Below are 12,429 nucleotides of genomic sequence, written 5' to 3' on the forward strand. Positions count from 1 at the left end.
AAACTATCTTTCTACCTTAACTATTGAACAGGCAACAGGGAACAGGGAACAGTCAGAATTTGAGACTCCTTAACATTTCTTAGCACAGCATACAGAATTTATGTCCAAAGTCCAGTCGTTATAGCAACCGCTATAGCTGTTAGGACAGATCATTTATGTTCCAGACGTTGCATGCAACGTCTCTACAATGGTACTCCTCACCCTTCCCTGATGTTGGTGAACCCCCCCCTCTGTCGCGCATCGTCATCTAATTTCTAAGCAAGCGTAAACCACTCAGAATCACCAGTATGGTAGAACCTTCATGTCCAATAACGCCGAGGGGAAGGCTAATGCCAATCGTAAAATTAGCCACTAATAACACACCAATACTACACAACGCAAACCCAATATTTTGGGTAACAACCTGAGTGACACGACGACCTAAACGAATCGCAGCCGTTAACTTTTCTAAACGATCTGCCATTAATACAACATCGGCGGTTTCCAAAGCCACATCACTTCCAGCAGTTCCCATGGCAATTCCCACAGACGCGGTTGCCAAAGCTGGGGCGTCATTGATACCATCACCAACCATGGCTACGGTTTGATCGTGTTTTTTCAGCCTTTTGATCACCTTAACTTTATCTTCTGGCAAAAGTTCGGCATAAACATGATCAATTCCTAGCTGCTGGGCGATGTAACTCGCTGTAGTTTTGCTATCACCACTTAGCATAATAACCTGTTCAATGCCCAGTTGTTTCAAGTCTTTTATCACAGTTGCAGCCGCCGGACGCACTGTATCGGCAACCGCGATAATTCCCAAGAGTTTACCCGCCGCCGCCACCCAAACGATGGTTTTACCGTCTTGTTTCAAGCGTTCACTTTCTGCTACTAGATTTTTGGGGAAGTGAGCAATCTCGGATTGAATAAATTTAGCTGTACCAACTTTTATCGCTTCCCCGTCAACATCACCGCTGACACCAAAACCTGTGTGAGACAATACATTGGTAGCCGATGCTAACGTCCAGGATTTATCCATAGCGGCTTGCACAATTGCCTTGGCAATAGGGTGTTCGGAATAGGCTTCCACAGCCGCCGCTTTTAACAAAACCTTATCTTCATCGTTTCGGTCAAGACTGATAATTTGGATAACTTTTAATTCTCCAGTCGTCAGGGTTCCCGTTTTGTCAAAGGCAATCGCTCGTATTTTGCCGATTACCTCCAATTGAGCGCCACTTTTAAATAAAATACCCTGTCGTGCCCCATTCGTCATTCCTGATAGCAGCGTCGGCATAATTGCCGCCATTAAAGCACAGGGAGACGCAACGACTAAAAAAACTAAAGCCTGATAAATCGTTCTTTGCCAATCCCAATTGAAAACAAAAGGGGGAAGAATCGCCAGCAGTATACCACAAACTATAATTACTTTCGCATAACCGCGTTCTAAGCGTTCAATGAATAGTTGAGATGGCGGGGCTTCCGTTTGTGCTTGCTTGACCAAACGAATAACCCGTTGAATCAAGCTACTTTCCGGGGGTTGATGCACTCGCAGGATTAACGCCCCAGCCCCATTAATTGTGCCAGCAAAAACTTCATCTCCCACTGTTTTTTCTCTGGGGAGTGACTCTCCGGTGATAGAGGCTTCATTGAGACTGCTTGCACCTTCAATAATCAAGGCATCGGTTGGGATTAATTCTCCGGGCTTGACTAAAAGTTTGTCATCAATTTTTAAGTCTTGAATCGGAATCTGACAGGTTTGACCTTGGAGGATAACCCGTGCTGTATCGGGTGTCAATCCCATCAAGCTGCTAATCGCACGGCTGGTTCGTTTCATGGCGTAATCTTCTAATGCACCACTGATGGCAAAAATAAGAATTAATACCGCGCCATCAACAATTAGGAAATAGTCTCGCTGCCAAACGCCTAAAAATGCCGCTCCTAATGCGGCGATGATCATCAATAAATCAACATCGAGTTCCTTTTCGACCAACAGAGTCGTTAGTCCTTCTTTCGCACTCTCGTAACCTCCAATCACATAAGCGGCTGGGAGGATTAATAACGCTAATCCTAACCAGCCAAGTTGGAGAAAAAGCCAACCCAGGCATACTAAGACAGCACAGGCTACCGCCGCCCAAGTATCCCTATGTTCTGCGATGATTGTTTTCATGTCATGATTGATGAGTCCCCGACTGCCTCATCCTAAACCTTGACATCAATGTCAAGGTCAAGTGCTAAACTAGCAAAATGGCAAATCAATACTTAACCATCAAACAACTCACCGCAGCGGTTGGTAATGGTTTAACTCCGAGAATGGTCAGGCATTATCACAAATTGGGGTTATTACCAGAGGCGAAACGTTCTGCGGCTAACTATCGTCTCTATACCGATGCAGATGTACATACGGATATCGAGGTTGTCATTGTCTATCAAACTAGCATATCTAAAGGAGTTGAAGCTGCATCTGTTTCCCAGTTTTACGGATGTATCCAAGATGACTCATTTATTAGGCATCCTCAGAATGAACAACCTGAACGCGAACCCCTGAATCTCATTCAAAATCATGTCTTTTTTCCACTTTCAACACTCAGTTATGATGAATCGGTGAAATGTATCTGGCGATTCATCCGTCTCTACAATGTTCCCCCAGCTCCCAGACGCTTCTGGCATCACGTCTCTACAACGCTCCCTAATACTTATTCATTGGACTTTGGACAAAAAAATAAATTTGCGTAATTTATTTGCCAAGGCATTTAGGGCAGAAAAATTAGATGTAGGGGCGGGTTTAGGGACACGCTGGGCAAACTCTTGCAGATTGGCATTCAGCACCAGATGCTCCGGCTTGACGGCTCCGCGATAACGGACATGGGGATACAGAAAGTTGTGTTTGGATTGCTTTATGGCTACCGCTCCCCGATTATTGCGATTAATTCTTAATCACAGATTAGTTAACCTCAATTTTACTGAGCTGTCAAGTGAACACTGAGCCATTCATCCCTTGGCTAGGGGCTGTGATTAGCTGGGAAAACCACGTTGTTCGGGAAAGTTACTACAACATATCGGTCGAACTGGACTGTATTGGTACTGCTTAGATTGTCGTCAATCCATGCCAATTTTGTCCGATCCGTGTCGCTCATTCTTGCCAGAACATTATTCCTGCACATTCAGTTGTAAATCTCGATTAGCGATCCCGACGTCTCTAGACGCCGCCTTGGTATTACTCCATGACTATCTCAAGGAGGGCGATCGCCCCCTGCATCTTCTCGGACACAGCACAGGCGGATTGTTAGGACTCCTGTATGCCCATCGCTATCCTGAACGTGTGCGATCGCATCGAAATCTCATCCTCACCACTGGTGAACCTTCTCAGTATAATGAATAAGCATTTTGGAAGCATCAAAACCTTGATATACCATAGGGTGGGGAGCATGTCAGGTTTGCACAAAATGTTCAAGCAAACCAAGGGTGTTGGGTTACTCTTTCGAGAAGGCTTCGCCTACGTTCCTCAACCCAACCTACAAAGTTGACATACACCCTATCTCCCCGCTCACCCCATCACCCCATCCCCCTTTAGGGTTCCCGATAAAGTTCAGGCATGGGTTCTTTCTCAATCCGATAGATTTTAAAACCCCGTTTAATGCAATTATCCAGGGCGTAGGGGCTATCTAGATTGCTGGTATGAATCCAGAGGCGTTGTGTGCCTTTGTTCCAAGCGTAAGCAATGCCATGGCTGAGTAAATGCTTGCCTAACCCCCGTCCGAGATAGTTTTCGCGCAACCCAAAATAGACAATTTCCGTCGAGTAGAACCGACCCGACGGTCCCTCTCGACGCTTGACCAACTCAATGTATCCGGCGGGCGCACCATTGACATAGAGGACATGAATACTGGTTTTAGGTGTAATTAGAATTTCTTGCAGTTCTTCATCGGAGTAGGATAAGCGATCGCGCCAACGCCAGGGTTTGCCTACGGTACTGTACAGGAAACGATAGAAGGCAACATCAGGCGTATCCATACACATCATTTTTATCCCGTCGGGGTAGTTAAGATACGCCGGACGGAATTGGGTTGGATCGGTCATCTGGAGATAGGTGATCACCAGAGTATCCGGAATAGGTGTTATGGGAGGAGATTTCAAAGACACCGGAATTTGAGTGCTGTTGGGACATGTTGCCGCCTGAGAAACCGATACAGCCATCGCAATTCACAATCTGCTTAACTATTAATTAACGTTGGGCGATTTGACCGATGGGGCAGCAGTTTATGACTTACACTGTATTCTACGGTGGAATGATTATGATTAAGGATTGCTCCTGCTGTTTGTTGTCGAGGTCACATTTTCAGGAAATGGCAGTACAGGATACCGATGCTGTCGGTTCAGACAACGCGAGTTTACCCATCACTGATTCTCTACAACCCAACTTACCCCAATTTTACGTCGATTTTGCTTCCAGTGTAATTTTAACTCAGGTCAATTCGTATTTGTTTAAGAATTTATCAGGAGATTCTTTTTTTTTAAGTATATACAAATACATTCTTCCTGAACTCAATCCCTGTTTTCGCCTAAAGTCCATTAGATTTGCTGGCATTTAGGCAATGGCAGTCAAACCCGGATTGAACTTTAGGCAGTTAGTTTGTGATCTGCAACGCCCGATAACGGTTCATTGGTCACCAGACATTGTTGATGCCGATCACTGCTTACTGAGTCTCGTAAATGTAGTCTTGCAACGCTTTCACATCTAAAGGCTCAGACTTCAATGAACGAATTGCCCCGGCTGTTGCCTTTGCACCAGCAATCGTGGTAACAAGTGGGATTTTGTATGCCAGTGCAGTGCGCCGAATTAACCGACCATCGGCTTGGGCATCTTCTCCGGTTGGGGTATTAATAATCAACTGAATCTGCTTATTTTTAATCGCATCCAAGACATGGGGACGCCCTTGATGCAGTTTCAGGATTAAATCAACCTCCAAGCCCTGATCCTTAAGGGCTTTGCGTGTCCCTTCCGTGGCAATGACAGTAAAGCCCAAGTCCATCAAGTCTCGCACCACCGGGACAACATTGGCTTTATCCCGGTTATTGGTGGAGACAAAAACAGTACCCGAAAGGGGTAAACGCTGACCAGCGGCTAATTCTGCCTTGGCAAATGCCTTACCAAAGTCCGTATCAATCCCCATCACTTCACCAGTAGACCGCATTTCTGGTCCCAGGATGACATCGGTGCCAGGGAATTTATCAAAGGGCAGGACAGCTTCTTTTACGGCAATGTGCTGGAGTATCGGTTCGCGGGTTAAACCCAGGTCTTCTAGGGTTTCTCCTGCCATGATCCGGGACGCCAAAGCCGCTAGCGGGACACCGGTAGCTTTGGAGACATAGGGAACGGTACGCGACGCCCTGGGGTTAGCTTCCAGGATGTAAACGGTTTCCCCTTGCACCGCAAACTGGATATTCATCAAGCCGATGACTTTCAACTTTGTGGCTAATTGATGGGTACTGGTGCGAATCGTTTCCATTGCTGTGGGACTCAGGGAAATAAACGGAACCGAACAAGCCGAGTCGCCAGAGTGAATCCCAGCTTGTTCGATATGCTCCATAATCCCACCAATCACCACCCGACCCGTATGATCCGCGATCGCATCCACATCGACTTCAATGGCGTTTTCTAAGAACTTATCAATCAGAATCGGGTGTTCCGGTTCAACTTGTACCGCAAAGGTCATATACCGTTCCAACTCTAGGTCAGAATAGACAATTTCCATTGCCCGTCCACCGAGGACGTAGGAGGGACGCACCACCACCGGGTAGCCGATGCGCTTAGCGATGTTTAACGCCTCCTCATAACTGCGGGCGATGCCATTGGGGGGCTGTTTGATATCCAGTTGGCGCAGGATTTTCTCAAAGCGTTCCCGATCTTCGGCTATATCAATGGAGTCGGGAGAGGTACCCCATATTTTGGTGGGAACGGAGGTGGGAATTTCGGGATTGTTTAAAAATTCCTGGAGGGGAACTGCGAGTTTTAGTGGGGTTTGACCACCAAACTGAATAATAATCCCTTCTGGCTTCTCAGTTTCAATGATATTGAGAACATCTTCTTTGGTCAGAGGTTCAAAGTAAAGGCGATCGCTGGTGTCGTAGTCCGTGGAAACGGTTTCCGGGTTGGAGTTGACCATAATCGTCTCAAACCCTTCTTTGGCAAGGGAATAAGCCGCATGACAGCAGCAGTAGTCAAACTCAATCCCCTGTCCAATCCGGTTGGGTCCACCACCGAGAATCATCACCTTGCGCTTATCGGAGGGGATGACTTCAGTTTCTTCTTCGTAGGTGGAATAGTAATAGGGGGTCAATGCCTCAAATTCGGCGGCGCAGGTATCCACGACTTTGTAAACAGCGACAACCCCCAGTTGTTTGCGATACGTCCGCACCTCATCCTCGGTTGTTTTGGTGGCGAAGGCAATTTGGCGATCGCTATAGCCTTGACGCTTAATATCCCAAAGATTCTCTTTTGTCAAGCTTTTTAAGGGAGTACGCTTGATGAATTTTTCAGTTTCGAGTAAATCGGCAAACTTATCTAGAAACCAAGGATCAATACTGGTCAGTTCATAAATTTCTTCGACGGTCATCCCTAATTGTAAAGCGTGACGTATGGTAAAAATGCGGTCGGGGTTGGGTGTCCGTAAACCAGACCGGACTTGTTCCAGGGAGGGCAGTTTCTCCGCGCGATCGCATCCCCACCCGTAGCGTCCGATTTCCAGAGAACGCAGGGCTTTTTGGCAGGATTCTTGGAACGTGCGTCCAATTGCCATGGCTTCCCCCACCGACTTCATCTGGGTGGTGAGTACGGGTTGGGCGTTGGGGAATTTCTCAAAGGTAAACCGGGGAATTTTGGTGACTACATAATCGATCGTGGGTTCAAAGGAGGCGGGGGTTTTCTGAGTAATGTCGTTGGGAATTTCATCCAAGGTATATCCCACCGCTAACTTTGCCGCAAATTTAGCAATGGGAAACCCTGTCGCTTTTGAGGCGAGGGCAGAACTTCGGGAGACACGGGGGTTCATTTCAATGACAATCACGTCCCCGGAAACTGGATTGATGGCAAACTGAATATTTGAGCCACCCGTTTCCACGCCAATCTCCCGGATAATTTGAATCGAGTAATCTCGGAGTCGCTGATATTCCTTATCGGTGAGGGTTTGGGCGGGGGCTACGGTAATCGAGTCTCCGGTGTGGACGCCCATGGGGTCAAGGTTTTCGATTGAGCAGATAATCACCACGTTATCGGCGAGATCCCGCATTACTTCTAACTCATATTCTTTCCATCCCAGCAGCGACTGTTCGACTAAGATTTGAGACACGGGAGAGGCGTCTAACCCGGCTTGTGCCATTTCTTCGTATTCTTCCTGGTTATAGGCGATACCGCCCCCTGTTCCGCCTAATGTATAAGCTGGACGAATAATCAGGGGGTAAGTGCCAATGCGTTGGGCAAGAGCTTTGGCTTCATCTAAGTTACTGGCAATTCCTGAAGGACAGACTCCGATACCAATGCGCCCCATCGCTTCTTTGAAAAGCTGGCGGTCTTCTGCCATTTCGATGGCGTCGAGTTTAGCACCAATGAGATCAACGCCGTATTTGTCAAGAACGCCGTTTTTCGCCAGAGTTACGGCAATATTCAGGGCTGTTTGACCCCCCATCGTCGGTAATAGGGCGTCTGGTCGTTCATTGGCAATCACCTTCTCCACAATTTCCGGAGTCAGGGGTTCAATGTAGGTACGGTCAGCGGTTTCTGGGTCGGTCATGATTGTGGCTGGATTGGAGTTAACCAATATCACTTCATAACCTTCTTGCTGGAGGGCTTTACAAGCCTGAGTGCCAGAGTAATCAAACTCACAGGCTTGTCCAATAACAATGGGACCAGAACCCAAGATCAGGATTTTGTGAAGATCGTCGCGGCGAGGCATAAGTGTCGGTGATTGCGTGACTATTCTTGAATCCTGTTTATTTTATATGGTTTGAGGGAAATTCGTCGCGGCAGTATCGATCGCATCGCGTCGGATCAGGTTTCAAAACCAACTTAAGGGAAATTTAATATCTGAATGACCATTCAGATGTTATGCTAAGAACAATATCTGAAGACTTCTTCAGATATTGAATCAAACTCTATAGGGGAGAGAAAATGACAACTGCCACTCAAACGCAATGTGCCTGTGATTCCTGCGCGTGCATGGTGAGTACCGATTCAGCCGTGCAAAAAGACGGCAAATATTACTGTAGCGACGCTTGCGCTAACGGTCATCCCAACGGAGTTGGCTGTGGGCATTCTGGTTGTGAATGTCACGCTTAATCGGGTGCATTTTCAGGGATTGCCGATCTTATGGACAGATAGAAACTACTCTAGGTACAGAAGAATCGCTGTGTCTGGAGTGGTTCTTGTCTCTTCTTTGACCTTAAGTCAGGGTCATTTTTTCTATTTGAGATTGCCAATTTTGAGTTGTGTCCACTGTCGTGACTAGGGATTGTTCCGCCTCGGTGAAGGGTTCAGCCGTGGCTTGTTGGCGACTGAGTAAATCAGTAGTTGCGTCAGATACATCTCCAGTGCGGGATGAGAGGCGATCGCGTAGGACTTCAAGGGGGGCACTGCAGTGTAGAATTCGTAAAGGTAACTGATGTGCCTGTGCTTTGGCGATCGCATCCCCTCGAAATGCCTGTCGATCGTACTTAGCATCAAGAATCACCGGAAAGCCTTGCTGTGCTAGCATGATGCCCAATTCTGACAGGCGATCGTAAGTTTTCTGGTTCATCTTGGGAGTATAAAGTTGATCAGATCCTTTTTGATCCAACGGAATACCCGCTAAATGTTTCCGTACTGCATCAGAACGCAGGTGAATCGCTCCCGACTGATGCGCCAATTGTCGCGCTACTGTACTTTTCCCCGAACCCGATAAGCCTGACATAATCACGACTTGTCCGGAATTCGTTTTCGTGTAGTCCCAAGCCAATCGATAATAATCGGCTGCTGTGTTTGCGGCGTCTTGCTTCGTCTCCTCCGGAACCGCTGAATCATCCAATAAAAAGGAGGTGACTTTCGCCCGCACATAAGCTTGACGACATAAGTACAAAGGCAATACCTGTAACCCTTGCCAATCTCCAGTTTGCTCCAAATAGATATTCAGAAACACATTCCCCAACTCCTTAGCCCCCCGTGCATCCAAATCCATCACCACAAAGGCGATATCATACATTACATCCACAAAGCGGAACGGTTCATTAAATTCAATCCGATCAAACAGTTGAATCTTATCCTGCCACAGGCAAATATTTCTCAGGTGTAAATCCCCGTGACATTCCCGAATCCGGTTATTTTCCAGGCGCTTTTCTAATAATGCCTCTCGTTGGGCAAAAAAGCGATCGCTAAATTGTTTCGTTTCTTGAAATTGCTCTTGGGTTTGCGCCCTACCAATATAGTTTTCCGTTTGCTGATAATTTTCGTCAAACGCCTCACGAATTTTGGCAGGTGTACCGAAACTGCGGATATAGTCATTGGTTTGGCTTTGAGCATGGAATTGAGCCACGACTCGTCCCAGGTTCTCCATATCCGTTGCCGTCAATTTGCCTTGCTCGAAGCGCGTGCTAAACAAGGCATCCTGGGGGAATTGGCGCATTTTCAAGGCATACTCTACAGCCTGAGAGTCATCCCCTAGAATCAAGCGATCGCCCTTTTGACTAATCGGCAAGACATCCAGATAAATCTCCGGTGCTTGGGGTTTATTCATCTGCAACTCTTGCCAACAGAAATGCTCTCGTTTCTCCAATGTGGAAAAATCTAAAAAGCTAAAGTTCACCGCTTTCTTGACTTTATAGGCATAATCCCCGGTTAGAAATACGTAAGACACATGAGTCTGAATCAAATCAATCGGTGTTTGAACCGGATGAGGATAAAACTCCGGTTGCTTCATTTGATGAATTAGATCCGAAATAGGGCTTTGTGACATATCGTTTAATCTACACAAAAATAACTCTTATAACCAGTGATGAATAATAAAAAAGCCAGGGATAATCTAGTGTTCCCTGGCTCAAAAAACGATGTCTCTAACGTTAAATTTCTTCTTCTTCTTCTCCGTTCGCTAACAAGGACATTGCTTCATCCACCTCAGATTCTTCAGAGGGTTCAGCTGGCATAGTGGGCGCACCCAGGATATTAACAACGGTTCGTTGGGGATCATCCATCGCGGTAGCGCCTGCTGGCAATAGAATTTCATTAACATGCACGCTGGCACCGATATCCAAGTTGGAGATATCAACCTCAATGGCTTCTGGAATATTATCCGGAGCGCATTCAACTTGAAGTTCCGTCATCACATGTTCTAAAATGCCGCCTTGCTTCACGCCAAACGCTGTTCCCACCAAATTTACAGGTAAGGAGATTTGGATAGTATCCTGACTTGCCACTGAGAAAAAACTCAGGTGATAGAGGATTGGCTTCCAGGGATGAGTTTGCACTTCTCGCAGCAGTGCTTTTCCCTTCCAAGACAGGTCAGGAATGTTGACCTGAACAGCGGTATGATTAATATCAGCCTGCTTGAGTAAGGTTTCTGCGGCTTTAGCTTCAACCGTGAGTGCGACGGATTCAGCCCCCTTATGACCATAGAGTGTTGCTGGGATTAAACCCTCTCTACGTAAGGATTTGGGCTTACTTCCCTCGGCTCGCTTGTGACATTCAACTTTAACTTCCATAGCTAATCTTTTGGTTCAAGGATTGGTGTTGGCGATTCTTGTCAATCATTCGTCTTATGGTATGACATAAGACATAAGACAACTTATCTCGATGTTACCGGGATACCATTAGCGTCGAGTAATGCTCGTTTAGGTCCATGGATGGGATCTTCTACGATGATAGTCTGGTCACGGCTAGCACCTAAAGACACGAGTGCGATCGGAACTTCCATCAGTTCTGCCAGGAATTTTAGATAAGCCAGCGCCTGCTTGGGTAAATCTTCCAATTTCCGACAGTGAACGGTGGATTGTTGCCAACCGGGTAGAGTTTTATAGAGGGGTTTACACTGAGCAAACCGACGTGCATTGCTGGGGAAATCCTCACAGCGTTGACCGTTGATTTCGTAGGCGACACAAACCTTTAGTTCTTCTAGGGTATCAAGAACATCAAGCTTGGTGATTGCCAGACAATCCATCCCATTGATGCGAACCGCATAGCGCCCAATGACTGCATCAAACCAACCGCAGCGACGGCGACGTCCGGTTGTTGTGCCAAATTCCGCGCCGCGATCGCACAATAGTTGTCCCTGTTCGCCATGGAGTTCTGTCGGAAATGGTCCCTCACCGACACGGGTTGTATAGGCTTTAGCGACACCAATAACCCGATCAATCATCGTCGGTCCTACCCCTGCACCCACACAAGCACCACCTGCTACTGGGTTGGAGGAGGTGACGTAGGGATAGGTTCCATGGTCTAGGTCAAGTAACGTCCCTTGCGCCCCTTCAAATAAGATATTGTGTCGTTGTTGAATCGCATCATAAATTTTGAGCGAACAGTCAACAACATGAGGACGTAATCGTTCAGCATAAGCGAGATACTGCTCGATCACGGTAGCCGGGTCGAGGGGCGGTAAATTATAGAGTTTTTCTATAACAGCATTTTTATAATTAATTGTCCAATTAAGCTGTTTTCGCAGGATATCCGAGTCCATCAAATCGACAACCCGAATACCGATGCGCTCTGATTTATCCGCGTAAGTCGGACCAATTCCCCGACCTGTGGTGCCAATTTTATGGTTTCCCCGTCGCTCTTCCGATGCCTGGTCAATTAACCTATGGTAAGGCATGGTGACGTGGGCAGTTTCGGAAATTAGCAGCTTTTGGGTAGAAATGCCTAACTGTTCGAGTTGGTCGAGTTCACCAATCAGAACTTGGGGGTCAATTACTGTCCCCGAGCCGATAATACATTCTGTTTCTGGATATAAAATCCCAGAGGGAATCAGGTGCAGCTTAAAGGTTTGACCCTGAACCACAACGGTATGTCCCGCATTGACCCCCCCCTGGTAACGGACGACGACATCTGCGGACTTGCTTAGTAAGTCGGTGACTTTACCTTTTCCTTCATCGCCCCATTGGGCACCGATTACAACAACGTTAGCCAAGGGTTTATTATACGCGCTAAAGTTTACACAAATCACCATTATGTGCAGCAGGTGCGATCGCTGTCAATCGATTTTGTCAATCGATTTTGTCATTCGTCATTGGTCATTGGTCATTCGTCTTATGGTCAGGGCGGGTTTTGCAGCCAAGCTAAGGAAAACCATCAATATTAGTCCCTATTAGTCCCTAAACCCGCCCCTACACACAGATACACCATGGTACGTTTCTACCCAGACTGTCCCTGTCCCCATCTCCCTCATCTTCCCCATCTCCCTCATCTCCCCCAGCACCCCCACACGCTACACCGAA

At 47.0% G+C, this 12,429-nt stretch carries 9 protein-coding genes and 2 pseudogenes; 4 read left to right on the forward strand and 7 right to left on the reverse strand.

Annotated features, from left to right (window positions below):
- Nucleotides 1-247 precede the first annotated feature (247 nt).
- Complete coding sequence (locus RIB93_RS06580; RefSeq protein ID WP_446371452.1) at nucleotides 248-2,146, reverse strand: heavy metal translocating P-type ATPase; 1,899 nt, start codon at nucleotides 2,144-2,146, stop codon at nucleotides 248-250.
- Between the two features lie 77 nt (nucleotides 2,147-2,223).
- Here RIB93_RS06580 and RIB93_RS06585 point away from each other — a divergent pair.
- Nucleotides 2,224-2,376, forward strand: a pseudogene (locus RIB93_RS06585) (MerR family transcriptional regulator); the annotation flags it as partial.
- Nucleotides 2,377-2,676: 300 nt separating this feature from the next.
- On the opposite strand, the gene RIB93_RS06590 reads toward RIB93_RS06585, so the two are convergent.
- Complete coding sequence (locus RIB93_RS06590) at nucleotides 2,677-2,877, reverse strand: hypothetical protein (RefSeq protein ID WP_446371551.1); 201 nt, start codon at nucleotides 2,875-2,877, stop codon at nucleotides 2,677-2,679.
- Between the two features lie 268 nt (nucleotides 2,878-3,145).
- On the opposite strand from RIB93_RS06590, the pseudogene RIB93_RS06595 reads away from it, so the two are divergent.
- Nucleotides 3,146-3,307: pseudogene (locus tag RIB93_RS06595) on the forward strand (alpha/beta fold hydrolase); the annotation flags it as partial.
- A 239-nt stretch (nucleotides 3,308-3,546) separates the two neighbouring features.
- On the opposite strand, the gene RIB93_RS06600 reads toward RIB93_RS06595, so the two are convergent.
- On the reverse strand, nucleotides 3,547-4,173 hold the full coding sequence (locus RIB93_RS06600; protein WP_446371454.1) for a GNAT family N-acetyltransferase: 627 nt from the start codon (nucleotides 4,171-4,173) through the stop codon (nucleotides 3,547-3,549).
- A 65-nt stretch (nucleotides 4,174-4,238) separates the two neighbouring features.
- On the opposite strand from RIB93_RS06600, the gene RIB93_RS06605 reads away from it, so the two are divergent.
- Nucleotides 4,239-4,568, forward strand: a complete 330-nt coding sequence (locus tag RIB93_RS06605) for a hypothetical protein (RefSeq protein WP_446371456.1) — start codon at nucleotides 4,239-4,241, stop codon at nucleotides 4,566-4,568.
- A 105-nt stretch (nucleotides 4,569-4,673) separates the two neighbouring features.
- On the opposite strand, the gene carB is transcribed toward RIB93_RS06605, so the two are convergent.
- The gene (carB, locus tag RIB93_RS06610; protein ID WP_446371458.1) at nucleotides 4,674-7,928 is read right to left on the reverse strand and encodes a carbamoyl-phosphate synthase large subunit; all 3,255 of its coding nucleotides are present in this window, start codon (nucleotides 7,926-7,928) and stop codon (nucleotides 4,674-4,676) included.
- A gap of 215 nt (nucleotides 7,929-8,143) precedes the next feature.
- On the opposite strand from carB, the gene RIB93_RS06615 reads away from it, so the two are divergent.
- Nucleotides 8,144-8,311 carry a metallothionein gene (locus RIB93_RS06615; protein ID WP_446344169.1) on the forward strand — a complete coding sequence of 56 codons (168 nt, stop codon included), beginning with the start codon at nucleotides 8,144-8,146 and terminating at the stop codon, nucleotides 8,309-8,311.
- Nucleotides 8,312-8,414: 103 nt separating this feature from the next.
- On the opposite strand, the gene RIB93_RS06620 is transcribed toward RIB93_RS06615, so the two are convergent.
- The 3 genes from RIB93_RS06620 to RIB93_RS06630 all read right to left on the reverse strand — a co-directional run bounded on the left by RIB93_RS06620 (nucleotide 8,415) and on the right by RIB93_RS06630 (nucleotide 12,122).
- Nucleotides 8,415-9,959, reverse strand: coding sequence for a bifunctional aminoglycoside phosphotransferase/ATP-binding protein (locus tag RIB93_RS06620; RefSeq protein WP_446371460.1), 1,545 nt, complete (start codon nucleotides 9,957-9,959; stop codon nucleotides 8,415-8,417).
- Nucleotides 9,960-10,062: 103 nt separating this feature from the next.
- Nucleotides 10,063-10,701 carry a 50S ribosomal protein L25/general stress protein Ctc gene (locus RIB93_RS06625; RefSeq protein WP_446371462.1) on the reverse strand — a complete coding sequence of 213 codons (639 nt, stop codon included), beginning with the start codon at nucleotides 10,699-10,701 and terminating at the stop codon, nucleotides 10,063-10,065.
- A gap of 83 nt (nucleotides 10,702-10,784) precedes the next feature.
- Nucleotides 10,785-12,122, reverse strand: coding sequence for an adenylosuccinate synthase (locus tag RIB93_RS06630; RefSeq protein ID WP_446371464.1), 1,338 nt, complete (start codon nucleotides 12,120-12,122; stop codon nucleotides 10,785-10,787).
- Between the last annotated feature and the right edge of the window lie 307 nt (nucleotides 12,123-12,429).

Origin of the sequence: Coleofasciculus sp. D1-CHI-01 (genome assembly GCF_040218875.1) — a bacterium.
In the GTDB taxonomy this organism is placed as follows: Bacteria; Cyanobacteriota; Cyanobacteriia; order Cyanobacteriales; family Coleofasciculaceae; genus Coleofasciculus.

What these genes read in the sequence shown, in the direction of transcription:
- RIB93_RS06615 (WP_446344169.1), top strand. Translation starts at nt 8,144, where the DNA reads ATGACAACTGCCACTCAAACGCAATGTGCCTGTGATTCCTGCGCGTGC.
- RIB93_RS06605 (WP_446371456.1), top strand. Translation starts at nt 4,239, where the DNA reads ATGACTTACACTGTATTCTACGGTGGAATGATTATGATTAAGGATTGC.
- RIB93_RS06600 (WP_446371454.1), bottom strand. Translation starts at nt 4,173, where the DNA reads ATGGCTGTATCGGTTTCTCAGGCGGCAACATGTCCCAACAGCACTCAA.
- carB (WP_446371458.1), bottom strand. Translation starts at nt 7,928, where the DNA reads ATGCCTCGCCGCGACGATCTTCACAAAATCCTGATCTTGGGTTCTGGT.
- RIB93_RS06620 (WP_446371460.1), bottom strand. Translation starts at nt 9,959, where the DNA reads ATGTCACAAAGCCCTATTTCGGATCTAATTCATCAAATGAAGCAACCG.
- RIB93_RS06580 (WP_446371452.1), bottom strand. Translation starts at nt 2,146, where the DNA reads ATGAAAACAATCATCGCAGAACATAGGGATACTTGGGCGGCGGTAGCC.
- RIB93_RS06625 (WP_446371462.1), bottom strand. Translation starts at nt 10,701, where the DNA reads ATGGAAGTTAAAGTTGAATGTCACAAGCGAGCCGAGGGAAGTAAGCCC.